The sequence below is a fragment of the bacterium genome (assembly GCA_026129405.1).
In the GTDB taxonomy this organism is placed as follows: domain Bacteria; phylum Desulfobacterota; class Binatia; order DP-6; family DP-6; genus JAHCID01.
The window spans coordinates 32,698-59,043 of sequence record JAHCID010000008.1 but is presented as its reverse complement, the minus strand read 5'-3'; the positions used below and the strand labels follow the sequence as shown (position 1 = coordinate 59,043).

Genomic DNA, 26,346 nt, shown 5'->3' with positions numbered 1-26,346 from the left:
GTGCCCGCCCGTCGTCTCCTCCCTGTCCTCCTCGTGCTCCTGGTCGTCGCCAGCGGCTGCATCCGGGGCGCGAAGGCCGCCCCCGCGGGCGGTGCGCTGCGCGCCAACGTCGAACGCGTCCTGCTCCACGACGGCGCGATCGAGCTGACGCTCGAGATCCCGATCGACGGGAGCCATCGGCGCCGGCCGGTCGTGCTGGGCATCCCGGGCATGCGGGCACCCGTCCTACAGGCAGGAGCGATCTGGGGCGACTACACGATCCAGTGGACGCGCCTCAAGGACGCCCCGCCGCCGGCGCCGACCGAGCACACCGTCGGCACGTTCGTCCTGACCTCGGCCTCCGCTGCGGTGCTCGGCCGCAAGTACCTCGAAACCATCTCGCGCACGGCCTGGGAGTTCGTCCCCGAGATCCTCGACCACCTCACCGCGCGCGACGACGTCGACCCCGGACGCATCGCCCTCGGCGGCGCGTCGACGAACGGCTTTGCCGCGCTCCAGGCGGCGAGTCGCGAGAAGCGCCTGGCCGCCGTCGGCGTCTTCCTCGCGTGCGGCGACTACCTCACCTTCCTCCAGGACTCGAGCATGGGCATGGCGGGCAAGCCGTTGGCGCTCGACCCCGCCTACGCAGACTGGATCCGGACGCAGGAGGTGATCCGCTTCCCGGACGCCCTGCCGCCGACGCCGATCCTCCTCACCGGCCGGGTGGGCGACCCGCTCATCCCGATCGGCTGCGTCGATACCACCGCACAGGTCCTGACCGACGCGTATCTCCGCGCCGGCGTTCCCGACCGCTTCACCTTCGACCGCTTCGAGCTCGAGGGGCACGGCTACAACGTCGACGAGCAGAACGCCTACGACGCGTTCCTGCGCCGCTGGATCCTGAACTGACGGTTGGGCCGCCGGGGCCGGCCTGCTAGACCGCCGCCATGGGCCGTGACCGCGGGACGCTCGGCGACCTCCTGAAGCACGCGGGCCTGCGCGTCTCCGATCCGCCGGCCGCGCCCGCTCCCGAGCCGGCCCCGGCCGCGGCGCCGCCGGCCGGCGGTCCCGACCTCGGCGGCTGCGCCAAGCTCGTCGCGCGCCGGGAGCGCAAAGGCCACGGCGGCAAGACGGTGGTGGTGGTGAGCGGTCTCCCCGCGCCGCTGCGCGAGCCGGTCATGCGGGGGCTCAAGAAGGCGCTCGGCTGCGGCGCGCACGTGGCCGACGCCGACGTCGTCGTCCAGGGCGACGGCGCGCCGCGGGTCGCCGACTGGCTCGCGAAGCACGGCGCCCGCAAGGTCGTGCTGGGGAACTGAGCGGCTAGAACATGCCGCCCGACGACGTCCCGCCCGTCTCCGGCGGCTTGCGCGACGGGATGTACTTGCCGGTGATCATGTCCTTGTAGCCGAGGCCCGGTCCGACCATCGGGTAGACGTGCTCGGTCGGATCGACCATCACCTCGAGGAAGGCGGCGCCCGCGAAGCGCACGAACTCCTCGAGCACCGCACGCACCTCGTCCGGCTTCGTGACCCGCCGCGCGAAGCCGAAGCCGTCGGCCTCGGCGGCACGCACGAAGTCCTTCTTGTGCAGCGTCTTGTCCGAGCCCGAGTAGCGGCTCGTGTAGAAGAGGTCCTGCCACTGCCGGACCATGCCGTCGCCGAGGTTGTTCAGCAGCAGCACCTTCACCGGGATGTCGTAGTTCGTGAGCGTCTCGAGCTCGCCGAGGTTCATGCGGATCGAGCCGTCGCCGTCGACGTCGATGACGAGCTTGCCGGGGTTCGCGAGCTGCGCGCCGATGGCCGCGGGCAGGCCGAAGCCCATCGTCCCCATGCTGCCCGACGTGAGCCACGTGCGCGGATGCTTGAAGTCGAGGTACTGCGCCGCCCACATCTGGTGCTGGCCGACGCCGGTCGCGACGATCGCCTCGCCCTGCGTGATCGCGTTCAGCTGCTCGAGCACGTACTCCGCCTGGATGCGGTCGGAGCCCGCGTTGTACGCGAGCGCGTGCCGCTTCTTCAGATCCGCGAGATACGCCCGCCACGGCCCGAAGCCCTTCTTGAAGCCGGCGCCGTAGTCGGTGAGCTGGCGCAGCCCCGGCTTGCAGTCGCAGACGTGGGCCCAGTCGACGTGCTTCACCTTGCCGATCTCGGAGGCGTCGATGTCGAGGTGCGCGATCTTCGCGTTGGGCGCGAACTCCTTCACCTTGCCGGCGACGCGATCGTCGAAGCGCGAGCCGACGGCGAAGAGGAAGTCGCAGTCCTCGACGGCGTAGTTGGCGTACGCCGTGCCGTGCATGCCGAGCATCTGCAGCGACAGGTCGTCGGTCGTGTCCATCGCGCCGATGCCGAGCAGCGTCGTGACCGCGGGGATGCCGAAGCGGCGCGAGAACGTGCGCAGCTCCTCCGCGGCGTCGCCGTTGATGACCCCGCCGCCGGCATAGATGAGCGGCCGCTCGGAGGCGGCGAGCAGCTTCCAGAACGCCTCGGCCTCGGCGGGCTGGATGCCGGCGTTCTCGATGCGGTCGACGCGCTCCTTGTAGCCGTGCAGCGGCAGCAGGCCGTGGCCCTTGAAGACGCCTTCGGCGAGCTGGACGTCCTTCGGGATGTCGATCACGACCGGCCCCGGGCGCCCGTGCCGGGCGATGTCGAACGCGGTGCGGATGGTCTCCTCGATCTTGGTCTCGTCGGTGAGGAGGAAGACGTGCTTCGCGCAGGCGGCCATGATGTTGAAGACCGGCGCCTCCTGGAACGCGTCGGTGCCCATCGCCGCGCGCGGCACCTGGCCGCAGATGAGGACCACCGGCACCGAGTCGGCCTGGCAGTCACGGATCGGGGTGACCGCGTTCGTGGCCCCCGGCCCGGAGGTGACGAGGAAGACGCCGACCTTGCCGGTCGAGCGGGCGTAGCCGGCGGCCATGAAGCCGGCGCCCTGCTCGGTGGCGGGGACGATCAGGCGGATCTCCTTGTCGGCGTGCTCGGCGTTGTAGCGGAAGACGGCGTCGTAGGTGGGCAGGATGGCACCGCCGCTGTAGCCGAAGATCGTGTCGACGCCCTCGTCGGCGAGCACCTGCAGAATCATGTCGGCGCCGCTCATGGTCGTGCCGGCGAGCGGGTGCGGGGCGGGAGGGGTCGGGGTCTGGCGGAGGGCCGCCTTGGCCGCCTTGGTCATGGGTTCGCCTATACCGTGTCCTGGTTGCGGGCGCGACGGCGGTGGTCGCCGCGGCCGTACGCGGGCGAGGCGGGGTGCGCGGTCGGGGCGGGCACGGCGTTGCTCGCGCTCGGGGGGTGGCGAGTGCGGGGGGGCGTGCCCTCCTCGAGAAGGCTCGCTCGGGTCAGGCGTGGAAGCGGGGCGTCGGAGGCATCCGGGCCAGCACTGCTGCTTCGTGTCGGGCGAGCTCCTGGAGGCGCTGCTTTGCGGCGTCGGGTGAGGCGATCTCGGCGGCGAGGTCGACGTAGGTGGTGTGGTGGCGGGCCTCGGAGGCGAGGAGGCTGCGGTAGAGGGTGGCGAGGGGCTGGTCGGGGACGGCAGCGGCGAGGAGCTGCATGCGTTCGCAGCTGCGGGCTTCGATGAGGGAGAGGCAGAGGAGCGTGTCGAGGAGACGTTGCGGCTCGGGCGGGCGGACGGCGCGCAGGAGGGCGGCGGCGTAGGGGGCGGGCTCCTGGTGGCGGAAGGGGATGCCGCGCGCCTCGAGGTGTCGGAGGACCTCCTCGAAGTGGGCGAGCTCCTCGCGCGCCAGGCGGCTCAGCGGAACGAGGAGCGCGGGGCGCTCGGTGTAGCGGAAGAGGAGGCTCACCGCAGTCGACGCGGCCTTCTTCTCGCAGTGGGCGTGGTCGACGAGGATCTCGTCGAGGTGCGCGACGGCGCGCGCGACCCAGGCCGGGTCGGTGGGAGTCGCGAGGTTCAGCATCGTCCGGCGGCCGACGCTGGCACGCACCGGCGTGCGAGTCGAGGGCGGCCGCGACGCGGGCTGCGTCGCGGCCGCCCCCCCGATCAGGGCAGGAGCGGCAGGTCGGCCTGCTTGATGAAGTAGCCGAACATGTTGCACATGTCGTCGTCGGCCAGCTCGCCGAACACGACCGGCATGGGCTCGCCCTCGGCGTAGGTGCGCAGCGTGGTGTGGTAGCCCTGCGCCACCCCGCGGCGGAAGATGCAGGTCCGGGTGGCCGCGTCCCAGCCGCACGAGCCGCAGTTCTCGTGGCACCGCTTCGGCGGCTTCGACGGATCGCCCTCGACGCCGTTCGTGTGCGTGCACGTCCAGCGCAGGCCCTCCGTCTTGTCCACGAGGAGGTACGGCTTCTGGTACTCGACCACCGGGGCCCGGTCCCAGGCCGACGTGTAGTAGATGGGCGCATCCTCGGCGCCCGCCGGCTTGTTGCAAACCTGGTCCTTCGGACAGCCGCCGCCGCCCCCGCGGCCCGGCCAGCAGCGGCAGTCGTCGTCGCGCCCGCACGCCCAGTCCGGACGGCCCGAGCACGTGCCGCCGCGCACGATGTCGATCTGGAACTCCGTGCCGCGCTTGTGCATGTGGCCGAAGAGCTGGAACACGGCCGCGTCGGTCGAGCCGCCCGAGAGCAGCCCGCGCGGCATCCACATGCGCGAGTAGGTCTTCGACGTGTAGGGCTCGACGAAGAGGTCCTGGTAGTTGATGGCGAAGATGCCGTCGAGGATCGCCTTGAACTCACCCGGCTTGTAGAAGTCGAGGTTGAGCCAGGCCTCGGAGTAGATCGGCTGCGCGGGCTGGAACGGGTTCGTGTAGTGGAGGTTGGCGATCAGCACCGTATCGGGCGTGAGCACGGGGATGCCGACGCCCTCCGGGTAGTTCACCTCGTAGCGCGTGCCCGCCACCTGCGTGCCGCCGATCGGGATCGTGTACTGGCTGGCGTCGGGCGGGCAGTCGTTCGGGTTCTCGGACTCGCAGTTGGCGGCGTTGCAGGGGAAGAAGCCGTCGGCCCAGCCCTCGGGCGTCGGCCCGAAGTACGCGTACAGGAGCAGGTGATGGCTGCCCTCGTGCATGCGGTACGTCTGCTTCTTGATGATCGGCGTCTCGCCGGGCGCGTAGCCGGCCGCGAGGCCGAGCTGCTGCCAGGGGATGTTCTTGAACGCGAAGCAGGTCTCCCACTCCGTGCCCGGGACGACGTCGCGCTTCGGCGTGTAGAGCTGGAGACCCGTGCCCGGCGCGGGAGGCTCGAGGGCCGGCTGCGGCTCCCAGACGAAGTTGCCGGTGCGCAGCGGGCGGTCGTTGCAGGCCTTCTTGCCCTTACGCTTCTTGCCGCTGCCGTCCGAGGGCGGACACTCGTCGAACGTCGTCTTCGCGCCGCGATCGATCCAGCGCTCGATCAGCTTGATCGTGCCGTCGGACAGCTGCGAGCCCACCGGCATGCGGTCGCCCGGCGCGGTGCCGCGCAGCTTGCGGACGAGGAAGCTCGACTTCGGATCGCCGGGCACGACCAGCTTCGCGCCGCCCGCCTCGGGGTGGGAGGCCGGCCGATCGACGAGCGCCGCGTACGCGACCTCCTCCGACTCGAGCACGAGGCCGCCCTGGCGCGTGAGCGTCGAGTGGCAGGTCGACAGCGCGCAGCTCTGGGTGAAGACCGTCTGGATCGTGCGGAAGGGCCGCAGGCCCTTGCCGCAGCCCACGGCCGCCTCACAGCGCGCCACCGCCGTCTTGCAGCTACGCGGGAAGCCCCCCGACGCGATCGCCGCGTTCAGCGACTTCTTCACGCACTGCATGTACTTCTTGGCGTTGGTCGCGCCCGCGCAGTCGCACTCGCCGGCGATGCCGGTCTGCATCGCCGAGATGGCGGCGAGGTTCTGGCACTTCGACGTCATGCACTCGCTCTGCGCGGCCGCGAGCTGTGCACTGCCGACGAGCGCCATGGCCGCGAGCGCGAGCCCGCGCGAGATCGTCCCCATCATTGCGAACCTCCTGCGGCCCGAGCGGCCGCTCCCTTTCCGAAGAGCCCTCACCCGACCAGCTGCTTCTCGCGCCGGAGCATCGCGAAGAACTGCCGCCGCGTCTGCGGTCCCCACCAGCGCAGGCTGCGTCCCTCGCGGGCCCCGCCCTGTGCCTCCTGGAGCGTCGCCAGCTGATCGACGTTGATGGTGCAGCGCTTGGCCTTGCGCTTGACCCCGTAGAGACGGGCGGCGTTCTCGCCGAGGATGCGCTTCTTCACGCGCTCGGTGAGCTGCGGGAAGCCGTACTGCTCCCGCATCGGCGCCGGGATCTGGAGGTTCTTGAAGGCGTCGATGAGGAACTGCGGCGAGCCCCACCAGATGGAGTCCGTGCCCCAGAGGATGTTGCGCGAGCCGAACGTCTTCAGGAGCTGGCCCATGAAGCGAGCCGCCCCCTCGGGACCCTGATCGAGCAGGATGAACGCGAACGTGCTGCCGATCTCGGCGTAGCAGCGCTTGCGATGCTTCTTCGGCATCGCCTGGACGATCTCGATGAACTCGGAGTTGCCGAGCTTGCCCTCGGGATGGGTGTCGTCCTGGAACCAGCCCGAGTGGTAGGCGCAGAAGTTGAGCTTCGGGAAGTCGCGCACGACCTTCGGGAAATCCGTCGTCCGCACCGACTCGGAGCTGCCCCGCGCGAAGATCGCGGGCAGCCCCTTGTGGCAGTTGACGAGGCGCAGCCCGAGATCCTGCGCCTTCTGGAGCATCGGGTACGCGAGGTCCTCGTCGTCGAGACGCCAGCCGTCGTACGAGTAGGTGTAGGTCTTGAGGGCGCGGCCCTTCAGTGTCTTCACCTGATACTCGAGCGTCTCGAGCGACGTCACGGTTCCCTGCGGCGCCTTCGGATCGATGATCGCCTGCGACAGCGCGCGCTCCGAGCCGGCCAGCTGGTTGATGAGATCGCGCGTCGCCGCCATCGCGTCCGGGCCCATCGGTGCGCCGTAGGGCAGCCCGCTGATCACGCCCACGTCGGTCTCGCTGTTCACGTAGACCTCGCGGATGAAGTTGTTCTGCGCGATGCTCTCCGGGCAGTTGGCGCGCAGCTCGGGCGTGAAGGCGAGGAAGCACGTGCCGGTGCCCGGGAAGGCGGCGGTGTCGACGTGGTGCTGCTGCACGTCCATCACGAACAGCTTGCGGCCGAGCAGCTCACGGCCGGCGGCGATGTCGTCGCAGTGCACCTTCTTGAGCGGCATCGCGGCGGCGTCGCCGGACTGGTCGAGGCCGTGGAGCTTGTTCAGCACCATGAAGGCCGTCGCGGTGGCGGCCGCGGTACGCAGGAACTGGCCGCGCGTCAGACCGTGGCGCTTGGCGCGCGCTTCGGTCTCCTCGCGGATCAGCTGCGCGGCGACACGCTGCTTCGGAGTGATCCCGTTCGGCACCCACTCCATGTTGGAGACGGGTGCGACGGGGAACGGTAGGGTGACGTCGTCCTCGGGCGGTGTCTTCGGCATGCTTCCCCCTCCGAGCCCCACAGAAAGCCGAGACTCGTCCGTGGGGTAGCACGCCCGACTCGCAGCGGTCGATGTCGACCGAGCGAGGGAACGACCGCTCGCGCAGCCGATCGTGCCGGACAGCGTCATGGACCCCGCCGACGCCTTCGCAATCGCCCTGACGCGTGGCGCCGTGGGGCCACGACCCCGCCGATCGCGCACCTTGACGGGTGCCCCACCCGCCGATAGCGGCGCGCCCATGGAGAGCGTACGCGGCCCCGTCGGCGTGCTGTGCTCGGGCGGCCTCGACTCCGCGGTGCTGCTGGCCGAGCTCGGCCGCAACGTCGGCGCCATCCCTCTCTTCGTGCGGGCGGGCCACCCCTGGGAGGACGCGGAGCGTGCGGCGCTGGGGCGCTTCCTCGCTGCGGCCGCCGTGCCGGGTCTCGGCGCCGTGCGCGAGCTGGCGATGCCGATGACCGACGTCTACGGCCGCCACTGGAGCGTCACTGGCGACGGTGCTCCGGGGTGGGACGCGCCGGACGCGGCCGTCGAGCTGCCCGGCCGCAACCTCGTGCTGCTCGCGAAGGCGATCGTGCTCGCCGCGCTCGAAGGCTGGCCGACGCTGGCACTCGGCTCGCTCGCCGGCAACCCGTTCCCCGACGCGACGCCCGGGTTCTTCGCGGCGCTGGCGCGCGCCGCCGGCCCCGCGGTGCGCGCCGAGCTGAGCATCGTCGCGCCCTATCGCAGCCTCCACAAGGACGCCGTCATCCGCCGCGGCGACGGCCTGCCGCTCGAGCACACGCTCTCCTGCCTGCGCCCGACGGGCGGCGGCGACCACTGCGGCGCCTGCAACAAGTGCCGCGAGCGCGTCGAGGCCTTCGCACGCGCCGGCGTGCCGGACCGCACCGTCTACGCGCGCGGGCGCTGAGCCGCCCACAGCGCCTTCGACGCAGGGCCGTCGCCGAACGGGTCGTAGCCCTCGCACCCGAGCGCGACGAGCCCGGCGGCGGCGAGCGCGGCCGTCACCTCGGCGTCGGCGAACGGCCGCTGCCGGACGTGGTCGCGGCGCACGTCGGCGCCGCGACGGATCGTCACCTCCGCCTCGACACACGACGTGCCCGGCACCGGCGCGTGCGTGCGCGTCACGGTGACGTCGCCCAGCACCTGCATCTCCGTGCCCTGCCACCAGCGCGCGTACGCCGCGGGCAGGTTCAGCTCGAAGAGGAAGACGCCGCCCGCGACGAGCGCGTCGCGCACGGCGGCGCAGGCGGCGGCGAGGTCGCCGTCGGCGGTGAGCTGGTTCATCACCGTGTAGACGCAGATCGCGGCGTCGCACGGGGCGCCCGGCGCCAGCGCCCGCAGATCCTGCTCGAGGAGCCGCGGCGGGCGCGGCAGCGCGGCGGCGGCGACCTTGGCCCGCGCCACCTCCAGCATGGGAGCGGAGCGGTCGACACCGACGACGTCGAAGCCGCGCCGGGCGAGCGCCACGACGAGGTCGCCGGTGCCGATCCCGAGGTCGACGAGACGGCGCGCGCCCGGCGCCCACCGCCCGAGGGCCGCGAGGAGACGCGGCAGGATCAGCGCGTCGTAGGGCCCGCCGAACGCCTGCTGCCAGGCGTCGAAGTGCGGCGCGAACGCGTCGTAGGAGCCGGGCATCGCGGGCGCCGCTTGACGTGCCGGCGCATGCCGGTGCCTCTAGTCGCGTGCACGTATCGCCGCAAATCCCGCCCGACCGCGAGGCGACGCCGGTGAACCGCGACGTCCCGGTCGCGCGCCCCGGCGAGTTTCGCCCGCTGCGGATCGGCCCGCTCTCGGTGTGGCCGCCGATCGTGCTCGCCCCGATGGCCGGCGTCACGAACTACCCGTTCCGCACGCTGTGCCGCGAGTACGGGGCCGGGCTCTACGTCTCCGAGATGATCACGGCGCGCGGCTGGCTCGAGGGCAACCACCTGACGCGCCTCCTCGCCAGCGGCGGCCCCGGCGACGCGCCGCGCTCGGTGCAGCTCTACGGCAGCGATCCCATCGCCCTGCGCGACGCCGCGCGCGGCCTCGTGCAGGACGGCGTCGCGCATCTCGACCTCAACTTCGGCTGCCCGGTGCCGAAGGTCACGCGCCACGGCGGCGGCGCCGCCATCCCGGTGAAGCCGCGTCTCATGGCGCGGCTGGTGCGCGCCGCGGTCGAAGGGGCCGGCGCCGTGCCCGTCACGGTGAAGGTCCGCATCGGCATCGACGACGACATCTCGACCTACCTCGACGCCGGCCGCGTCGCCGCGGGCGAGGGCGCCGCCGCCATCGGCCTCCACGCGCGCACGGCGCAGCAGCTCTATGCCGGCGAAGCCGACTGGGACGCGGTCGCCCGCCTGAAGGCGGCGGTGACGACGATCCCGGTCCTCGGCAACGGCGACGTCTGGGAGTGCTGGGACGCGCTGCGCCTCATGCGCCGCACGGGCTGCGACGGCGTCATCGTCGGCCGCGGCTGCCTGCGCCGGCCGTGGCTGTTCGCCGAGCTCGGTGCCGTGTTCGCGGGACGCGAGCCCGCGCCGCAGCCGCGGCTCGGCGCAGTGGTCGGCCTCATGCGGCGCCACGCCCGGCTCCTCTGCGATTTCTTCGGCGAGTCGAACGGCATGCGCCAGATGCGCAAGTGGTGCGGCTGGTACACGGCGGGCTTCCCGCACACCGCCACGGTGCGTGCCGCGCTGGCGCGCATCGATCGCCTGGAGCAGCTCGACGCGATCCTCGCGACCCTCGATCCCGACGCCGCGTTCCCGCTCCACACCGTGCGCCAGAGCCGCGTGAAGGACGGCCGCGCGCAGAAGCGCGTCGCCCTGCCCCACGGCTACCTCGACGATCGCGACGACGACACGCCGCCCGCGGGTCCGCGCGATCCCGAGGAGCGCGCCGCATGGGAGCGCGCGCTCGACGGCGGGTGAGCGCGCGGCGCCTCGGACGCCACACTTCCGCGCTTGCGCGCGGGAGCGGGGCGGTGCTACCTCCACGCCCCCGACGCACGGAGGAACGGACGCCCCGTGGGACTGCTCTCTGCCAGCTCGACCATCACCCGCTTCATCGCTCCGCCACCGGCGCGTCTCGATCGCGACGCCACGGCCGAGGCGATCTCGCGCCGTACCTTCCGGCCGTTCGACGCCGACGCCGTCGCCGACAAGCAGACGTGCGGCTGGGTCGCGATCCACGATCCGCTCGCGGTGCTCGTCGAGCCGGCCGACCTCTTCTACCAGCAGTTCCTCGTGATCGGCTTCCGCTTCGACAAGCGCGCCGTGCCGGGCAAGCTGCTGTGGCTCGAGCGCCGCCGCCTCGAGGAGGAGCGCAAGGCCGAGCGCGGCATCCCGCGCCTGGGCGCCGCCGCGCGCCGCGAGATCAAGGACGAGGTCGAGGCGCGCCTGCTCGTGCGCGCCCTGCCCGCCCCGCGGCTGTTCGATTGCGCCTGGAACCTCGACAACGGCCGCGTCTACTTCAGCGGCAAGCAGAAGGCGGCGCGCGACGCGTTCGTCGACCTGTTCCGCGAGACGTTCGGCGTGCAGCCGGTGCCGCTGATCCCCTACCTCGCGGCCGAGCACGTCGGCCTGACGTCGCGCACCGTCGAGGCGGTCCGCTCCGTCGAGCCGGCGAGCTTCGTGCCCGGTGCCGCCGATCCGCGCGCCGACGTGCCGCACCTGCCCCTGCTGCGCGAAGAGGAGGCGGCGCCGTGAACGAGGACTTCCTCGCCGTCGTCGAGGCGAAGCGCTTCCTCGGGCGCGAGTTCCTCACCTGGCTCGTGCACCACGTCGAAGAGGGCGGCGGCAAGGTCGACGTCGAGGGCGGCACGATCGAGATCACGCTCGGCGACCGCGTGGTGCTCGAGGGCGGCGGGATCGATCGCCCGCGCCTGACGGTGGTCGGTCAGGGCGACCTCGGACCCGAGCTCGGCGCCGGCCTGCGGCGCGGCAAGGTCGTCGATCGCGCGCACCTGGTGCTCACCCGCGGCGAGCGGCGCTGGGAGCTGACGCTCGACGGCGGCATGCTCACCTACGACTCGCTGCGCTGCCCCGAGCTCGGCGAGCGCGATCACACCGCCGACGATCCGCGCGTCCAGTTCGAGAACGACCTGTTCCTGCGCCTCGCCGACATCGACGAGGCCATCGGCGTGCTCGACGGGCTCTTCGCCGACTTCTGCAAGCTGCGGGGCGCGTCGGCGTGGTCGGAGCGCACGCTGCCGACCCTGCGGCGCTGGGTCGAGACGCTCGGCTGACGCCGCGCGCTCAGTGCTCGCCGGGGGACGCGGCGAAGAGCGCGAAGGCACGCGTGCGCAGCGCGTCGCGGATGGTCTCGTACCCCCGCGCCGCGGCCCGGTTCTCGAGCTCCCACGGATCGCCGACGAGGTCGTAGAGCTCCTGCTCGCCGGTGGTGATGTCCTCGATGAACTTCCACGTCTCGGTGCGCAGCGCGACGAACTCCCGGTTGTCGAAGACCTGCCACTGCTCGAACAGAAGCTCCCAGCGCCACCCCGCTTCTTCCCCGAGGAGCAACGGGACGACGCTGCGCCCGTCGACCAGGGCCGGCGGGACGACGCCGGCGAGCGCCGCGACCGTCGGGGCGATGTCGATGTTCTGCACCAGACGCGCGCTCACCGTGCCCGCGGGCGCGAAACCGGGCGCGCGCACGACGAACGGCACCCGGATGCACTCCTCGAAGCCACACAGCTTACGGAGATGCAGGCGGTGCTCGCCGAACGTGAAGCCGTTGTCGGACGTGAAGATCACGACCGTGTCGTCGAGCGCCCCCGCGGCTTCGAGTCGCCCGAGCATGGCGTCCACCGCCTCGTCGATCGACTGGAGCGTCGCGGCGTGCCGCCGGTGGCTCTCGCGCGAGATCCCGATCCGCAGCAGGTGGCCCAGCGGCAGTGCCTGGAGCGACTGCGGCTTGTCGCCGACGTCGACCTCCTCGAAGTTCGGCGGCAGCGGCAGCGGCATATCCCCGAACAGGCCTTCGTGCCGCGGCGCCGGGCGCGGGTACACCGAGTCGCGCGCCGAGTGGGGACCGAACGGCGTGAAGTGCACGAGGAACGGCTCGTCCGCCGCGAGCGCCTCGTCCATGAAGGCGAGCGCCTGATCGCGCAGCACGTCGGTCGAGTAGCTCTCGCGCCCGGTGAACGTCTCCACGAGGCCGTCCTCGCCGACGACGTCGAAGTCGAAGTAGCTCTCCTCGCGCATCGCGCGCCAGCGGCTCCAGCCCGGCGGGACGTACCACGTCGGCTTCGCGGGCGGCCCGAGGTCGCGATAGCCGTTCAGGTACTTGCCGAAGAACCCGGTGCGGTAGCCGGCGGCCTGGAGCCAGGTGGCCATCGTCGAGGTGTCCGCGCCGACGAACTTCGTCGCCCCCCCGTTGGGCGGCACGAGCGTGTGGGTGCCGTGGTTGTGTGCCCACAGGCCGGTGAGGATCGTCGCGCGGCTGGGACAGCACACCGGCGTCGACACGAAGGCGTTGTCGAAGCGCATGCCTTCGCCCGCGAGCCGCGACTGTACGACCGGCATGAAGCCGAGCGAGTCCCAGCGCTGGTCGTCGGTGACGATCACCACGACGTTCGGAGGACGCGACGCCCCGCACTCGAGGCTGCGCGCACCCTGCGGCGAGCAGCCACGGAGCCGAACCGTCACGGCGTCGCGTCCGAGGCCCTCGAACAGCACGCGAAGCGGCGCTTGCGGGCGCCGGGTGCCGGTCTGGGCGTCGCCCAGCCGCTTGGCGACGAGGCGCATATCCCATGTGGGCTCGCCGCCGGCGGAACGCACGCGCAGGCGCAGCGTCAGACCGCTCGAGCGCTCGCGGCACCGGAGTCTGCGCCCCACCGCCCGGCAGCCGGTGGGGACGATCGTCGTGTCGAACGCGGCCCCGTCCTGCACACGAACGCGGAACCGGCCTTCGACGAGCGCCGGCACGACGTCGACCCGGCGCATGAGGACGTTCAGCCGCACGCGTCCGGTGGCACCCGCAGCCGCCGTATCCGGGGCGACGATCGCGCTCGCGATGCGGACCTGACCGGGCTGCGGCATCTGTGCCGACGCCGTCGCGACGGCGAGGAGCACGAGCGACGTCGCCGCCCGCAACGAGCCTGGATGACGACCGTGCGGCGCGGCGGCGGGCATACGGCGGACGGGTCCCATAGCCGCCCCGCCCCTGCCGCGCCAGGAAGCCCCGCACGACGGCCCTTCCCCTTCGGACCCGGCGCCGCGAGACCGGAGCCGGCGGGCTGGATCGCCGCCTCAACGGTCGCGCCGGCGCATGAAGGCGTCGAGCAGCGGTCGCGTGGCGCTGGCGAGCGCGCTCTCGGCTCCCGTCGGCACGCCGCGCAGGAACGCCAGCCACGGCTCCGGGAGGCCGTGCTCGAGCGCGCCGGCGATGATGAGCCCCATGTAGCGCGTCGAGGGCCGCAGGCTGCCGTCGCGCCGGTCCGACGACAGCGACGCCGCCTCGCACGGCCCATCCGACACCGCCGCCAGCGGCTCCACCGGGATCGTGACGCGCCGGTAGTTGCCGATCGCGACGCCCTCGGTGAGCTCGATGTGCGCGAGGTCGTCCGCGCTCACCGCGTAGGCGACGCCGATCGCCGTGGCCGCCGGATCGGGCACGAGATTCGCGAACGCCTCGCCGATGGGCAGCAGCGGCGGCTTGTCGAAGACCACGCGCCAGCCCGGCACCCGCACCGGCACCGCGCGCTCGCACACGATGCCGCGCCGGCCGCAGAACGTCTCGCGCTGCATGTTCGAGCCGTAGGCGAAGTACCAGATCATGCGGAGTCCCCCTCGGAGCCCCGTCGTACGGTGCGCCCCGGGCCGTTGGAAGCGACGGCGGGCGCCGAATCGCTGGCGCGCGACGCCGCCGTGCGTATGATCGCCCGCCATGGGCGCGACGCCGGCGACCTACGCGAGCGGCGGCATCCTGCGCGACGGCACCGCCGTCGTCGTCCGCGCCATCCGCCCGGAGGACCGCGCAGGGCTCGCGGAGCAGTTCGCGCGGCTCTCGCCCCAGTCGGTCTACTTCCGTTTCTTCCGCGTGAAGACGCGCCTCACCGACGACGAGCTCACCGCCTTCACGCAGCTCGACTTCGTGCGCCACGTCGCGCTCGTCGCCACGCTCCATCAGGACGGCGTCGAGCAGCTGCTCGGCGTCGCACGCTACGCCATCGTCGACGAGCGGCTGACGCCGCCCCACCGCGCGGAGGTGGCGTTCGTGGTGATGGACGACTGGCAGGGCAAGGGCATCGGCACGCTGCTGCTCGAGCACCTCGTGCCGCTCGCGCGCGCGGGCGGCGTCACCGAGTTCGAGGCCAACGTGCTCGGCGACAACAACCGCATGCTGAAGATGTTCGCGTCGAGCGGGTTCCGCGTCCGCCGCAGCCTCGACGCCGGGGTCTTCCAGCTGTCGTTCCCCACCGCGGAGACGCCCGAGCACCAGCGCATCCAGACCGAGCGCGACCGCGAGGCCGCGGCGCGCAGCCTCGACGCCGTGCTGCACCCGCGCGCGGTCGCCGTCGTCGGCGCCTCGGACCGCCCCGACTCGCTCGGCGGCGCCGTGCTGCGGAACCTCGTGCGCGGCGGGTTCACGGGGACGATCCATCCCGTGCACCCCCACGCCGCGACGGTCGGCGACCTGCCGGCGGTGCGGACGGTGTCGGCGATCGGGACGCCCGTCGACCTGGTCGTCGTCGCCGTACCCGCCGAAGCGGTGCTCGAGGTCGCCGAGGACGCCGCCCGCGCCGGCGCACACGCGCTCGTCGTCCTGTCGGCCGGATTCGCCGACGCCGGGCCCGAGGGCGCCGCGCGCGAGCGCGACCTCGTGACGCTCGCCCGGCGCGCCGGCATGCGCCTCGTCGGCCCGAACTGCATGGGCGTGCTCAACACCGACCCGACCGTCGCGCTGCACGCCACCTTCGCGCCCACGCTGCCGCCGGCCGGCCACGTCGCGATCCTGTCGCAGAGCGGCACGCTCGGCCTCGCGATCCTCGAGCATGCGCGTAACGTCGGCCTCGGCCTGTCGAGCTTCGTGTCGCTCGGCAACAAGGCGGACGTCTCGGGCAACGATCTCCTCGCGCACTGGGCCGAGGACGAGCGGACCCACGTCGTGCTGCTCTACCTCGAGGCGTTCGGCAACCCGCGTCGCTTCGCGCGCCTCGCCCCGCTGGTCGCGCGGCGCAAGCCGGTCGTGGCCGTGAAGTCCGGGCGCACGGCCGCACCGAGGCGCGCCACGCAGAGCCACTCGGGCGCACTGGCGAGCCTCGACGTCGCCGTCGACGCGCTCTTCGCCCACGCCGGCGTGCTGCGCACCGACACGCTCGAGGGCATGTTCGACGTCGCGACGCTGCTGGCGACGCAGCCCGTGCCGCCGGGCCTGCGCGTCGGCGTCGTCACCAACGCGGGTGCACCGGCCACCCTGCTCGCCGACGCCTGCATCGCCCGCGGCCTCACGCTGCCCGCGCTCGCAGCCGAGACCGCCGCGGCGCTGCCGGCGGGCGTCGCCGCCGCCAACCCGGTCGACCTGCGGCCGACGGCCGTGCCGGACGCCTACCGGCAGGCGACGCTCGCCGTCGGCCGCGATCCGGGGGTCGACGCGGTGGTGGTCGTCTACGTCCCCGCCCTGGTCACGCATCCCGCCGAGGCGGCGGCGGCGATCGCCGTCGCCGCCGGCGAGATGCCCGCCGAGAAGCCCGTGCTGACGGTGTTCCTCTCCGCGCGCGGCGCCCCCGCGCTGCTCGGCACCGGTCCGCGCCGCGCCATCCCGGCCTACGACTTCCCCGAGAATGCCGCCGCCGCGCTCGCCGCCGCCGCCCAGTACGGCGCCTGGCGCCGGCGTCCCCCGGGCAGCGCCCACGTCCTCGACGACTTCGCCCGCGACGCCGTCCGCGCCGTCGTCGAGCGCGCTCTCGACACCGCCGGCGGCGCCACCTGGCTCGATGCCGACGACATCGCCACCATCCTGCGCGCCGTCGGCATCGATCATGCCGAAACGGTGGTCGTCGCCCCGCGCGATGCGCGGGCCGCCGCCGCCCGCCTCGGCTTCCCCCTGGTGCTGAAGGCCGTCGCCCCCGGCCTCCTGCGCAAGAGCGACGCCGGCGCCGTGCTGCGCGACATCGGCGACGCGGCCGCCGTCGCGCCCGCCGTCGACCTGCTGCGCGACCGCGTCGCCCGCGCCGGCACGACGCTCGAGGCGGTCGTGCTCCAGCGGCAGGTCCCGGGCGGCATCGAAGCGCTGGTCGGCGTCACCAGCGACCCGACCTTCGGCCCGCTCGTCGTCTGCGGTCTCGGCGGCGTCCTGGTCGAGCTCCTGCGCGACGTCGCCTTCTGCGTCCCCCCGGTCACCGACCGCGACGCCGAGGAGATGCTCGCCCGCCTGCGCGCCGCGCCGCTGCTCGACGGCTACCGCGGCGCCCCGCCCGGCGACCGCGCCGCGCTCGCGCAGATCGTGCTGCGCATCTCGGCCCTGGTCGACGTCGTCCCCGAGCTGCGCGAGCTCGACCTGAACCCGGTGAAAGTGCTCGAGCCCGGCCGCGGCGCCATCGTCGTCGACGCCCGCATGCGGATCGGCCCGCTCTGACGCCGTCGCCGCCGCACCTTGCGACCGCCGCCGCCGCTCCGCTACGACGCCCGCATGGAGCGCGTGACCGTCTACCACAACCCCGCCTGCGGAAAGTCCCGCGGCGCCCTCGATATCCTCCGCGAGCGCAACGTCCCCCACGACGTCGTCCTCTACCTCGAGGCTCCCCCCGACCGCGCCACCCTGGAGCGCTTCCTCACCCTCCTCGCCGGCCCTCCCGCCGACCTCGTCCGCAAGGACAAGCGCTTCAAGGAGCTGGGGCTCGACCCGGCGTCCTACACCACCCGCGACGAGGTGGTCGCCCTCCTGCTCGAGCACCCGGAGCTGATGGAGCGCCCGGTGGTGATCCGCGGCGAGCGCGCGGTGATCGCCCGGCCTTCGGAGAAAGTGGAGGAGGTGCTGTGAGCTGACGCGGGCGCCGTGGCGTGGCGTCGCGGCGGCGGCTCTGCGCCGACGACGACCCGAGCAACCGCTCGAAGGAGAGCTGCCGCGGCCGCCCGCCGCCGGCGCCGCAGGGGCCGCAGGGGCCGCCGACGCGACGGCGCCGGCCGTTGCCCGGCCGGCGCCGCCCGCCGTTTACGCCGTCAGGCGGCGGTACTTGATGCGATGCGGGCGCTCGGCCTCGGCGCCGAGGCGCTTCTTCCGGTCCGCTTCGTAGTCCTGGTAGTTGCCCTCGAACCACACCACCTTGCTGTCGCCCTCGAAGGCCAGGATGTGGGTGGCGATGCGGTCGAGGAACCAGCGGTCGTGGCTGATGACGACCGCGCAGCCGGCGAACTGCAGCAGCGCCTCCTCGAGCGCGCGCAGCGTGTCGACGTCGAGGTCGTTGGTCGGCTCGTCGAGCAGCAGCAGGTTGCCGCCGCTCTTCAGGAGCTTCGCGAGGTGCAGGCGGTTGCGCTCGCCGCCCGAGAGGCTGCCGACCTTCTTCTGCTGGTCGGCGCCCTTGAAGTTGAAGCTGGCGGCGTAGGCGCGCGAGTTCACCTCGCGCTTGCCGACCATGACGATCTCGTTGCCGCCGTCGGAGATCTCCTGCCAGAGGCTCCAGTCGGGGTGCAGCGCCTCGCGGCTCTGGTCGACGTAGGCCGGGACGACGGTGTCGCCGAGGCGGAGGGCACCGCGGTCGGGCTGCTCGCTGCCGGTGATCATCTTGAACAGCGTCGTCTTGCCGGCGCCGTTCGGGCCGATGACGCCGACGATGCCGCCCTTCGGCAGCGTGAACGACAGGCCCTCGAAGAGCAGCTTCTCGTCGAACGCCTTCTGCAGGTCCTTGGCCTCGACGACGAGGTCGCCGAGCCGCGGGCCGGGCGGGATGGTGATCTGCTGCACGCCCTGGCGCTGCTCCTGCGCCTGGTCTTCGGCGAGCAGCTGCTCGTAGTTGGCGAGGCGCGCCTTGCCCTTCGCCTGGCGCGCGCGCGGCGCCATCCGCACCCACTCGAGCTCGCGCTGGAGCGTGCGCTGGCGGGCCGACGTCTCCTTCTCCTCCTGGGCGAGACGGTTCTGCTTCTGCTCCAGCCAGGAGGAGTAGTTGCCCTCCCAGGGGATGCCGGCGCCGCGGTCGAGCTCCAGGATCCAGCCGGCGACGTTGTCGAGGAAGTAGCGGTCGTGGGTGATCGCGACCACCGTGCCCTTGTACTCCTGGAGGTGCTGCTCGAGCCACGCGACCGACTCGGCGTCGAGGTGGTTCGTCGGCTCGTCGAGGAGCAGCAGATCGGGCTGCTGGAGGAGAAGCCGGCAGAGCGCGACGCGACGGCGCTCGCCGCCCGAGAGGTGCTGCACCGACGCGTCGGGCGGCGGGCAGCGGAGCGCGTCCATCGCCACCTCGAGCTGGTGGTCGAGCTCCCAGGCGTTGGCGGCGTCGATCTGGTCCTGGAGACGGCCCTGCTCGGCGAGGAGCTTCTCCATCTCGTCGTCCGACATGGGCTCGCCGAGCTTCATCGAGAGCTCCTCGAAGCGGGTCAGCAGGTCGCGGGTGGCGGCGACGCCCTCCTCGACGACCTCGCGCACCGTCTTCTTGGGATCGAGGACGGGCTCCTGCGGGAGGTGGCCGACCTTGTAGCCGTCGCCGAGGACGGCCTCGCCGCCGAAGTCCTGGTCCTGCCCGGCCATGATCCGGAGCAGCGTCGACTTGCCGGCGCCGTTGTGGCCGAGCACGCCGATCTTCGCCCCGTGGTAGAATGAGAGCCAGATGCCCTTCAGAATCTCCTTGCCCTGCGGCGTGGTCTTCCGAAGGTCCTTCATGGTGTAGATGAACTGCGGCATAGCCGTCCGATGATCCGCACCGAGGGGCGCGTGTCAACGTTCGGCCCTTTGGAGGCGCCGGGGCGGTCTGCTACCGGGAGGCCCCATGCGACGGCTCGCCGGGCTCGCCCTCCTCCTCTGCCTCCTCGCCGCCTGCGGCGGCGCCGCGAAGAAGAGCGGCCTGCGACACACGCCGGACACCCGCTACCTCGGGCAGATCCTCGACGCGCGCGACCTCGGCGCCGAGGTGCTGCGCCAGGAGGCGGCGGCCGATCCGGCGCTGGCCGCGTTCCTGCAGCAGGACGGGGGTCCGGACTTCGTGCTGCTGGCGAGCCCCACCGACCTCGAGCTGATCTACACGCGGGGCGCGAGCGAGCTGGTGCACTTCCACCGTCCCGCGCTCGGCGAGCCCAGCACCCACAGCGTCGTCTCACCGCTCCCCTCCGGCCTGATCGGGCTCCTGCCCGCCGATCTGCGCGCCGGCACCGGGGCGCCGCTCCAGCCGGGTGGCATCGGTTGCTGGCACACGGCGATCCCCGACGGCCACTGCCGCACCTGCTGCCGCGGCACGATGGCCTGCGTGATCGAGTGCCCGGCGCCCGACGCCTGAGGGCCCGGCCCCGTCTCGAAGAGCAACGCCGCCGCCGACAGGATCAGGATCACCAGCGCCAGCGCCAGCTTGGTCGCGACGCCCACGGCGCGCCCGAGGACCGCGCCGACGCCGATGCGGAGGTCCGGCGCGCCGTGGCGCCGCGCCCACATCTCGCCGGCGATGGCGCCGGCGAAGGTGTCGACGAACGACATCACGACCGCCCCGAGCACCGGGATCGGGATGCCGCCGACGAACGCCCCGACGATGCCGCCGACGAGCGCGCCCCACCCCGCCGCGTGCGAGCCGCCGAAGCGGCGCGCGCCCCATTGACCCAAGAGGAACTCGACGACCTCGCCCACCACCGCGAGCCCCGCGAACGTCGCCACCCAGCCCCAGCCGAGCCGCACGCCGTCCGACGCCAGCACCACGCCCGCGCACGCCGCGACCTGGAGCCAGATGCCGGGCAGCCCGAGCGGGATCAGCAGCAGCCCGAGCACCTGCACGGCGAAGAACGCCGCCAGCCCCAGCGCTGCCAGCATCGCCGTCACCGGCGCGCGAAGATCAGCACGTACTGATACGGCAGCACGTCCGGCGCCGACAGGAGGCGGTAGCCGGCGCGCTCCATCTCGGCCACCACCTGCTCCTCGGCGAGCTTGTGGTCCATCGCCGGCCCCTCCGGCAGCGGCCGCTTGTGCCAGTCGACGATCGCCACGCGTCCGCCCGGGCGCAGGACGCCGGCCGCGCGCCGCATGTAGACCACGCGCGCGTCGATGTGGTGGTAGGTGTCGACGACGAGGAGCAGGTCGACGCCCGCGGCCGGCAGGCGCACGGCGGTCTTCGAGGTCAGCACCGGCACCACGTTCGCGGTCTCCTCGCGCTCGGCGCGCTCGCGCAGGTGGGCGACGAGCTTCGGCTCGACCTCGACGGCGTAGACGGTCCCGTGCGGCCCGACGGCGCGGGACAGGTAGCGGACGAAGTAGCCCGTGCCCGCCCCGAGATCCGCGACCGCCGTGCCCGGCAGCACGGCGAGGGCCGCGACCAGGTCGGCGGGCTTCTGCCAGGCATCGCGCTTCGGATCGTCGAAGACGCTCTCCCAGTACGGCACGTCGTCGAAGACGCGGTCGGAGGTGGCGTGGTCGCCGGGCGCGGCCGCGAACGCGACCGCCGCGAGCGTCAGGGACAGCACCAGGCCGCGCGCACACCGCATGCGGTCCGACCGATAGCATGCCCGGCCGCGGGCGCGAGCGATGCCGCATGGCGCACGGCGCCCGCGCTCCGCGGTGATGACGCGCGCTACGTTTTCGGCGGCGCGCGCCCGGTGCGCGCGCCGCCGGACGGGCGCCGTGCGGGGGCACATGGATTGCTGCCTGCGCGGCGTGATGCTCGCATCCCGCATCCTCCTCGCCGTCGCCGTGTGCGCCGTGGCTGCGCCGGCGCACGCCGAGCGCCTCGTGTCCGCCGAGCCCGCCGGCCGCGGCGCCGTCTCGCGCCCCGGCCTGGGCGCGGTCGAGCGGCTGCGCGTCGACCCGGGCGCGCTCGGGCGGCTGCGCGGGCGCACGGCGGCGGTGATCGACGATCTGCCGCTCGGCCGCACGCGGCGCGCGACGCTCGATCTCCGCCGCATCGAGCCGCTGACGCCGGACGCCCGTCTCGTCGTCATGACCGCCGGCGGCCCGCGCGCCGGCACCCCGCCGGACGAGGCCTACTTCGCGGGCAGCGTGCGCGGCGAGCCCGGCACGTACGCCCTCGTCGTGGCCGGACGCAGCCGCGTGCACGGCTTCGTCGTCTCGGGCGGCGACCTCTACGCCTTCGGCCCCGATCAGGCGGGCCGCCATCGCAGCTGGACGCTCTCGCAGCTCGACGCCGCGACCTGGAAGGCCCCGGGCGACTTCTGCCACCTGGACCTCCACAAGGAGGCGATGTCGGCGCCGTCGGCCCTGGCGGCGCTGCGCCGGCAGCTCGAGGCCGCGCCGCCGCCGGTGGCCAAGCTGGGCACGCTCCGGCGCGTGCAGGTCGCCGTCGAGACCGACCGCGAGTTCTTCGAGAAGTTCGGCGACGCGCAGCTCGCGATGGACTATCTCGCGAGCCTCACCGCCGCCGCGAACGTCATCTACGAGCGCGACGCGCAGCTGCGCATCCAGCTGTCGTACGTGCGCCTCTGGGAGAGCGGCAACGACCCGTGGACCACGGGCGACACGGAGCAGGCGCTCTACGAGGTGCAGGACTACTGGCTCGATCCCGCGCACGCGATGGGCGCCGTCGCCGGCACCCGCGACCTCGTCCACTTCCTCTCCGGCAAGCCGGTCACCGGCGGCATCGCCTATCTCGACGCCGTCTGCGACCCGACGTACGGCTTCGGCGTCTCGCAGGTCTTCGGCGGCTTCGACGTCATGGACCCGTACGACATCTGGGACGTCATGGTGTTCGTGCACGAGCTCGGCCACAACTTCGGCTCGCCGCACACGCACTGCTACAACCCGCCGATCGACCGCTGCTTCAACGCGGAGCCCAGCTGCTACGGCGGCGCGGTCGTGTGGAGCTCGAGCGGCACCCTCATGAGCTACTGCCACCTGAACCCGAGCGGCGGCCTGGCCAACGTGAAGCTGCTCTTCGGCGATCGCGTCGGCAGCCGCATCAAGGACTTCACGCGCGCGCAGAGCTGCCTCGACGTCGTGCCGACGAGCTGCGGCAACGGCAGCCTCGACGCGGACGAGGAATGCGACGACGGCAACACCGCGTCGGGCGACGGCTGCTCCGACGCCTGCACGCTCGAGACGACCTGCGGCGACGGCGTCATCGAGGGCAAGGAGCAGTGCGACGACGGCAACGCCGTCGCCGGCGACGGCTGCTCGCCGGTCTGCACGCCCGAGGTCTGCGGCAGCGGCGTCGTCGACCCGGGCGAGACCTGCGACGACGGCAACACCACGCCGGGCGACGGCTGCGACGCCGCCTGCCAACGCGAGCCGCGCTGCGGCGACGGCACGCTCGACGCCGACGAGGAGTGCGACGACGGCAACACCGTGTCGGGCGACGGCTGCTCGGCCGGCTGTGCCGCCGAGTCGTGCGCCGTCGTGATCCCGCACCAGAAGCTCTGGGCCCCGGCCCGCCTGACGATCCTGCACGGCGCCCGCAGCGACCGCGTGAAGCTGCGCGCCCGCTTCGGCATCCCGGTGCCGCCGGCGAACCTCGCCGTCGGCACGGCGGGCCTGCGCATCGAAGTCGCCGACGCCACGGAGGCGCCGGCGCTCGCGCTCACCGTGCCGGGCGGCGCGCGCTGGCGCGGCAAGGGCGCGCGCCTCGACTACGTCGACGCCTCGGGCACGAGCAGCGACGGCGTCCAGCGCGTCACGCTGCGGCCCGCCGTGGGCGCCGGCGTCACCAACGTCGACCTCCGCCTGCGCGGCAAGGGCAGCTTCCCCGTGACGGGCGCGGATCTGCCGGTCAGCGTCACCGTGCTGCTCGGCGACGAGGCGGCGGGCACCGCCGCCGCCTGCGGCCGCTACGCCTTCCCGCTGTGCACGGCGACGCGCACGGGCAAGAAGATCGTCTGTCGCTGAGCTGCGGCGAGGCGCGCAACGCGTCTCGCCGGACGCCGCACACGGCGCGATGCATGCGCCGCGCCGTGGTTGCACCCACCCAGGAACGCGGATACATCCGCGCCACTCAAGCCGGGAAGGAGTCCCCCGTAATGCGAACCCTCGTCGCGCTCGCCGTCTCGTGCTCGCTCGCCGTGGCCACCGCCACCGCCGCCGAGCCGACGCTTCAGACGGACGACCAGAAGACCCTCTACGCCATCGGCCTGTCGCTGGCGCGCAACCTGTCCACGTTCGGCCTGACGAAGGAAGAGCTCGCCGTCGTCGCCGCCGGCATGGAGGACGGGCTCTTCGCGAAGGACAAGAAGGTCGACATCGAGACCTACGGCCCCAAGATACAGGCGTTCGCGCAGGCTCGCGCCAAGGTCGCCGCGGAGACCGAGAAGAAGAGCTCGGCCGAGTTCCTCGCCAAGGCCGAGAAGGAGCCGGGTGCGAAGAAGACCGAGTCTGGCCTCATCTACAAGGAGACCAAGGCCGGCACCGGCGAGTCGCCGAAGCCCACCGACAAGGTGAAGGTGAACTACCACGGTAAGCTCACGGACGGCACCGTGTTCGACAGCTCGAAGGACCGCGGCCAGCCCGCCACCTTCCCGCTGAACGGCGTCATCAAGTGCTGGACCGAGGGCGTGGCGATGATGAAGGTCGGCGGCAGCGCGACCATCGTCTGCCCGTCGGACATCGCCTACGGCGACCGCGGCGCACCGCCGCGCATCAAGCCGGGCGCGACGCTCGTCTTCGACGTCGACCTGCTCGAGATCGTGAAGGACGCGCCGCCGCCGGCGGTGCCGGGCACGGCGCCGGCGCCGGACGCCGCACCGAAGACGCCCTGACCGTCCGGTGACTGCTGCGGGTGCCCGCCACGGCGGGCACCCGCGGCGGCACCACCCGGCATCCGCCTCGCGGTCTGCGAACGTTGCTCGCTACGGAGCAGGCCGCTATCGCATCGACGATGCCCGCGCGCCGTCGACCCAACGTCCCGGAGGACCGGGTCCGACGCGCACTGCGGCCGCTCCTGCTGGCGGCCCTCCTGTGCGCGCCGGCCTTCGCAGACGCCGCCAGCTGCGTGTGCGCCGACCGCGACGGCTGCACCACCCCACCGGCGTGCGCCGACGCCGTCCCCGGCGACGCCTGCTCCCCCGACGGTCGCAGCGCCTGCCGCATCACCCTCGGGAGCAGCGCGGATCCGACCTGCTGCTGCACGTGCGGACGCGGCCCGGGACCCCGCTCGTGTGTGTTCGCGCCGGTGATCGGGCGTGCGAACGGAGCGCTCGGCGCGCTCGACTGCGGGCGCGCCGCGACCAGGGCGATGACCGCCGCCCTCGAGGATCTCGCGCTGCGGCTCGGGCGTGCCGAGCGCGCGTGTCGGGACGGCTCACGTCAGGCCTCCCGGCTCGTCAACGGGGCCCGGCGCCGTCTCGAGCGCCTGCGACGCAAGCTCGTGAAGCTGGTCGAGCGCGGCAAGGCCACCGCCGAGTGCGCCGCGCGTCTCGGCAGCGCCGTCGACGCGCTCGACGCCGACGTCGACGACATCGCCGCGCGCGGCATGCCCGGCGGCGGCACGCCGGTGACGACGACCACGCTGCCGGGCAGCGCCGTCTGGTGTCAGGGCACGCTCGCCCGCGCGGGCGGCTTCGCGCTCGACGTCGCCTTCACCTGCCCCGGCGGTCCCGGCGTCTTCACGGCCTTCGGGATCCGCGTGCCGAGCCGTCATCAGATCACCGCCTTCACCCCACCCTCCGGCTTCACCTGCGAGATCCGCACCTGGACGACGCCCAACGACTACTGGAGCTGCACGGGCGCGTTCGCGCCGGGCACGCCGGTCGACGGCGGCCGGCTGGTGCTCGATCCGGCACCGAGCGCCGGCATCGCCGCGAGCCTGTGGGTGCTGCAGGGGCCGGCGCGCTTCGGGGCCTTCTCCCTGCTCGACGCCGGCTGAGCGGTTTGCGACTCGGCGGCACCGCCGCCATCGTGATCGCGGCGCCGGCGTGGCGCGCCGGCGCGCCTGCGGCGCACGGCGGGGAGGTCGCATGCGGACGGGATGGTGGCTGCTCATGGTGCTGGCGTGGCTCGTCGTCGCGGCACACGCGTCGGCCCTGTGCGTCTGCGGCGATCGCGACGACGGCTGCGCCTCGGCGGCAGCCTGCGCCGGCAGCACCGCGGGCGACGCCTGCGCGCCGCCGCGCGCCGCGACCTGCAAGATCACGGTCGGGCTCGGCACCGACGCCGTCTGCTGCTGCGGCTGCTCGCGGGGCGCGGGGCCGCTCTCCTGCCGCTTCGACGTGCCGCGGGCCGCGGCGGCCGCGCTCGACACGCCGCCATGCGACGTCGCGGCCGCGACCAAGGCGGCCCGGCGCGCCGCGGCGACGCTGCGCGCGGACTCGGCCAGTCGCAGGAGCGCTGCCTCGCGAGCAGGCCCGGCGCCGACCGCAAGCTCGCCGCCGCCGTCCGCGGGCTGACACGCCTGCGCACGAAGCTCGCGAAGCTCGTCGCCCGCGGCAGGCTCGACGACGCCTGCGCCGAGGCGTGGACGGGCATCGCCGACGGCCTCGACGCTGCGATCGCGGAGGTCGCCGAAGCCGGCGGCCGCGGCGTGCCGCCGCCGACCACCACGACCACGACGCTGCCCGACGTCGCCCCGCCCCTCGCCTGCACCGGCACGCTCGCCGACCAGGACGGGCTCGTCGCCATGAGCTTCGCCTGCGACGTCGAGCCCGGCCTCTACACCGGCTTCGACGTCGTCTTCACCGGGCACGCGATCGTCGCCAGCCAGGTGCCGCCGGGCTTCGCGTGCGCCGCCGCAACGACGACGGCGGCGGCCGACACCTGGCACTGCACGGGGACCTTCACGCTCGCCGTCGGCCTCACCGCCGGGCGCGTCGGGCTCGATCCCGCGCCGACGCCGGCCACCGCCGCGACGCTGACCCTGCGCGCGGCCGGCGGCGACGAGGGCCCGTTCCCGATGAGCTGGCTGCCGTAGCGC

22 protein-coding genes are annotated in these 26,346 nt (G+C 73.3%); 12 read left to right on the top strand and 10 right to left on the bottom strand.

Features of this window, described 5'->3' with window-relative positions; translation table 11 throughout:
* Together KIT14_21905 and KIT14_21900 are read left to right on the top strand one after the other, a co-directional pair.
* A complete protein-coding gene (locus KIT14_21905; protein MCW5893178.1) occupies positions 1–888 on the top strand; it encodes a hypothetical protein in 888 nt (295 codons plus the stop codon).
* A gap of 38 nt (positions 889–926) precedes the next feature.
* A complete protein-coding gene (locus KIT14_21900; GenBank protein MCW5893177.1) occupies positions 927–1,295 on the top strand; it encodes a translation initiation factor in 369 nt (122 codons plus the stop codon).
* A gap of 4 nt (positions 1,296–1,299) precedes the next feature.
* On the opposite strand, the gene ilvB is transcribed toward KIT14_21900, so the two are convergent.
* From ilvB to KIT14_21880, 4 genes are all read right to left on the bottom strand, one after another.
* Positions 1,300–3,147: a biosynthetic-type acetolactate synthase large subunit gene (ilvB, locus tag KIT14_21895; protein MCW5893176.1), complete on the bottom strand. Its 1,848-nt coding sequence runs from the start codon at positions 3,145–3,147 to the stop codon at positions 1,300–1,302.
* A gap of 163 nt (positions 3,148–3,310) precedes the next feature.
* On the bottom strand, positions 3,311–3,886 hold the full coding sequence (locus KIT14_21890) for a tRNA-(ms[2]io[6]A)-hydroxylase (GenBank protein MCW5893175.1): 576 nt from the start codon (positions 3,884–3,886) through the stop codon (positions 3,311–3,313).
* Positions 3,887–3,969: 83 nt separating this feature from the next.
* A complete protein-coding gene (locus KIT14_21885) occupies positions 3,970–5,895 on the bottom strand; it encodes a hypothetical protein (GenBank protein ID MCW5893174.1) in 1,926 nt (641 codons plus the stop codon).
* A gap of 47 nt (positions 5,896–5,942) precedes the next feature.
* On the bottom strand, positions 5,943–7,382 hold the full coding sequence (locus tag KIT14_21880; GenBank protein MCW5893173.1) for an amidohydrolase family protein: 1,440 nt from the start codon (positions 7,380–7,382) through the stop codon (positions 5,943–5,945).
* Positions 7,383–7,620: 238 nt separating this feature from the next.
* Here KIT14_21880 and KIT14_21875 point away from each other — a divergent pair, with 238 nt between their 5' ends.
* Entirely contained in the window at positions 7,621–8,289 is a 669-nt protein-coding gene (locus tag KIT14_21875) for a 7-cyano-7-deazaguanine synthase (protein MCW5893172.1), read from the top strand.
* Here the strand turns inward: KIT14_21875 and KIT14_21870 are convergent.
* On the bottom strand, positions 8,271–9,017 hold the full coding sequence (locus tag KIT14_21870) for a class I SAM-dependent methyltransferase (protein MCW5893171.1): 747 nt from the start codon (positions 9,015–9,017) through the stop codon (positions 8,271–8,273). The two genes, KIT14_21875 and KIT14_21870, sit on opposite strands and share 19 nt — an antisense overlap.
* 185 nt (positions 9,018–9,202) lie before the next feature.
* Between KIT14_21870 and dusB the strand changes: the two genes are divergently transcribed.
* From dusB to KIT14_21855, 3 genes are all read left to right on the top strand, one after another.
* A complete protein-coding gene (gene dusB, locus KIT14_21865; GenBank protein ID MCW5893170.1) occupies positions 9,203–10,291 on the top strand; it encodes a tRNA dihydrouridine synthase DusB in 1,089 nt (362 codons plus the stop codon).
* A gap of 96 nt (positions 10,292–10,387) precedes the next feature.
* Positions 10,388–11,068, top strand: coding sequence for a recombination-associated protein RdgC (rdgC, locus tag KIT14_21860; GenBank protein ID MCW5893169.1), 681 nt, complete (start codon positions 10,388–10,390; stop codon positions 11,066–11,068).
* On the top strand, positions 11,065–11,607 hold the full coding sequence (locus KIT14_21855) for a hypothetical protein (protein MCW5893168.1): 543 nt from the start codon (positions 11,065–11,067) through the stop codon (positions 11,605–11,607). The genes rdgC and KIT14_21855 overlap by 4 nt, the downstream gene beginning before the upstream one ends.
* A 10-nt stretch (positions 11,608–11,617) precedes the next feature.
* On the opposite strand, the gene KIT14_21850 is transcribed toward KIT14_21855, so the two are convergent.
* Both KIT14_21850 and KIT14_21845 read right to left on the bottom strand, forming a co-directional pair.
* A complete protein-coding gene (locus KIT14_21850) occupies positions 11,618–13,438 on the bottom strand; it encodes a sulfatase (protein ID MCW5893167.1) in 1,821 nt (606 codons plus the stop codon).
* Positions 13,439–13,615: 177 nt separating this feature from the next.
* Positions 13,616–14,143, bottom strand: a complete 528-nt coding sequence (locus KIT14_21845; protein ID MCW5893166.1) for a gamma-glutamylcyclotransferase — start codon at positions 14,141–14,143, stop codon at positions 13,616–13,618.
* A 109-nt stretch (positions 14,144–14,252) separates the two neighbouring features.
* On the opposite strand from KIT14_21845, the gene KIT14_21840 reads away from it, so the two are divergent.
* Positions 14,253–16,943 (top strand): GNAT family N-acetyltransferase, encoded by a 2,691-nt coding sequence (locus tag KIT14_21840; protein MCW5893165.1) that lies wholly within the window; start codon positions 14,253–14,255, stop codon positions 16,941–16,943.
* 54 nt (positions 16,944–16,997) lie between these two features.
* Positions 16,998–17,348 (top strand): arsenate reductase (glutaredoxin), encoded by a 351-nt coding sequence (gene arsC / locus KIT14_21835; GenBank protein MCW5893164.1) that lies wholly within the window; start codon positions 16,998–17,000, stop codon positions 17,346–17,348.
* A 171-nt stretch (positions 17,349–17,519) separates the two neighbouring features.
* On the opposite strand, the gene ettA is transcribed toward arsC, so the two are convergent.
* From ettA to KIT14_21820, 3 genes are all read right to left on the bottom strand, one after another.
* Entirely contained in the window at positions 17,520–19,202 is a 1,683-nt protein-coding gene (gene ettA, locus KIT14_21830) for an energy-dependent translational throttle protein EttA (protein ID MCW5893163.1), read from the bottom strand.
* A 333-nt stretch (positions 19,203–19,535) separates the two neighbouring features.
* A complete protein-coding gene (locus KIT14_21825; protein ID MCW5893162.1) occupies positions 19,536–20,312 on the bottom strand; it encodes a DUF456 domain-containing protein in 777 nt (258 codons plus the stop codon).
* 5 nt (positions 20,313–20,317) lie between these two features.
* Positions 20,318–20,980 (bottom strand): methyltransferase domain-containing protein, encoded by a 663-nt coding sequence (locus KIT14_21820; GenBank protein MCW5893161.1) that lies wholly within the window; start codon positions 20,978–20,980, stop codon positions 20,318–20,320.
* Between the two features lie 169 nt (positions 20,981–21,149).
* Here KIT14_21820 and KIT14_21815 point away from each other — a divergent pair, with 169 nt between their 5' ends.
* The 4 genes from KIT14_21815 to KIT14_21800 all read left to right on the top strand — a co-directional run bounded on the left by KIT14_21815 (position 21,150) and on the right by KIT14_21800 (position 26,343).
* Entirely contained in the window at positions 21,150–23,330 is a 2,181-nt protein-coding gene (locus tag KIT14_21815; GenBank protein MCW5893160.1) for a DUF4215 domain-containing protein, read from the top strand.
* 131 nt (positions 23,331–23,461) lie between these two features.
* Positions 23,462–24,196, top strand: a complete 735-nt coding sequence (locus tag KIT14_21810) for an FKBP-type peptidyl-prolyl cis-trans isomerase (GenBank protein ID MCW5893159.1) — start codon at positions 23,462–23,464, stop codon at positions 24,194–24,196.
* Between the two features lie 119 nt (positions 24,197–24,315).
* On the top strand, positions 24,316–25,302 hold the full coding sequence (locus tag KIT14_21805; protein MCW5893158.1) for a hypothetical protein: 987 nt from the start codon (positions 24,316–24,318) through the stop codon (positions 25,300–25,302).
* Positions 25,303–25,683: 381 nt separating this feature from the next.
* Entirely contained in the window at positions 25,684–26,343 is a 660-nt protein-coding gene (locus KIT14_21800) for a hypothetical protein (protein ID MCW5893157.1), read from the top strand.
* Positions 26,344–26,346: the final 3 nt, after the last annotated feature.

Bases quoted from the DNA above. Each gene is read 5' to 3' on its own strand.
- KIT14_21900 (MCW5893177.1), top strand. From the start codon at position 927: ATGGGCCGTGACCGCGGGACGCTCGGCGACCTCCTGAAGCACGCGGGC.
- ilvB (MCW5893176.1), bottom strand. From the start codon at position 3,147: ATGACCAAGGCGGCCAAGGCGGCCCTCCGCCAGACCCCGACCCCTCCC.
- KIT14_21890 (MCW5893175.1), bottom strand. From the start codon at position 3,886: ATGCTGAACCTCGCGACTCCCACCGACCCGGCCTGGGTCGCGCGCGCC.
- KIT14_21885 (MCW5893174.1), bottom strand. From the start codon at position 5,895: ATGATGGGGACGATCTCGCGCGGGCTCGCGCTCGCGGCCATGGCGCTC.
- KIT14_21880 (MCW5893173.1), bottom strand. From the start codon at position 7,382: ATGCCGAAGACACCGCCCGAGGACGACGTCACCCTACCGTTCCCCGTC.
- KIT14_21875 (MCW5893172.1), top strand. From the start codon at position 7,621: ATGGAGAGCGTACGCGGCCCCGTCGGCGTGCTGTGCTCGGGCGGCCTC.
- KIT14_21870 (MCW5893171.1), bottom strand. From the start codon at position 9,017: ATGCCCGGCTCCTACGACGCGTTCGCGCCGCACTTCGACGCCTGGCAG.
- dusB (MCW5893170.1), top strand. From the start codon at position 9,203: ATGGCCGGCGTCACGAACTACCCGTTCCGCACGCTGTGCCGCGAGTAC.
- KIT14_21845 (MCW5893166.1), bottom strand. From the start codon at position 14,143: ATGATCTGGTACTTCGCCTACGGCTCGAACATGCAGCGCGAGACGTTC.
- KIT14_21840 (MCW5893165.1), top strand. From the start codon at position 14,253: ATGGGCGCGACGCCGGCGACCTACGCGAGCGGCGGCATCCTGCGCGAC.
- arsC (MCW5893164.1), top strand. From the start codon at position 16,998: ATGGAGCGCGTGACCGTCTACCACAACCCCGCCTGCGGAAAGTCCCGC.
- ettA (MCW5893163.1), bottom strand. From the start codon at position 19,202: ATGCCGCAGTTCATCTACACCATGAAGGACCTTCGGAAGACCACGCCG.
- KIT14_21825 (MCW5893162.1), bottom strand. From the start codon at position 20,312: ATGCTGGCAGCGCTGGGGCTGGCGGCGTTCTTCGCCGTGCAGGTGCTC.
- KIT14_21820 (MCW5893161.1), bottom strand. From the start codon at position 20,980: ATGCGGTGTGCGCGCGGCCTGGTGCTGTCCCTGACGCTCGCGGCGGTC.
- KIT14_21810 (MCW5893159.1), top strand. From the start codon at position 23,462: ATGCGAACCCTCGTCGCGCTCGCCGTCTCGTGCTCGCTCGCCGTGGCC.
- KIT14_21805 (MCW5893158.1), top strand. From the start codon at position 24,316: ATGCCCGCGCGCCGTCGACCCAACGTCCCGGAGGACCGGGTCCGACGC.
- KIT14_21800 (MCW5893157.1), top strand. From the start codon at position 25,684: ATGCGACGTCGCGGCCGCGACCAAGGCGGCCCGGCGCGCCGCGGCGAC.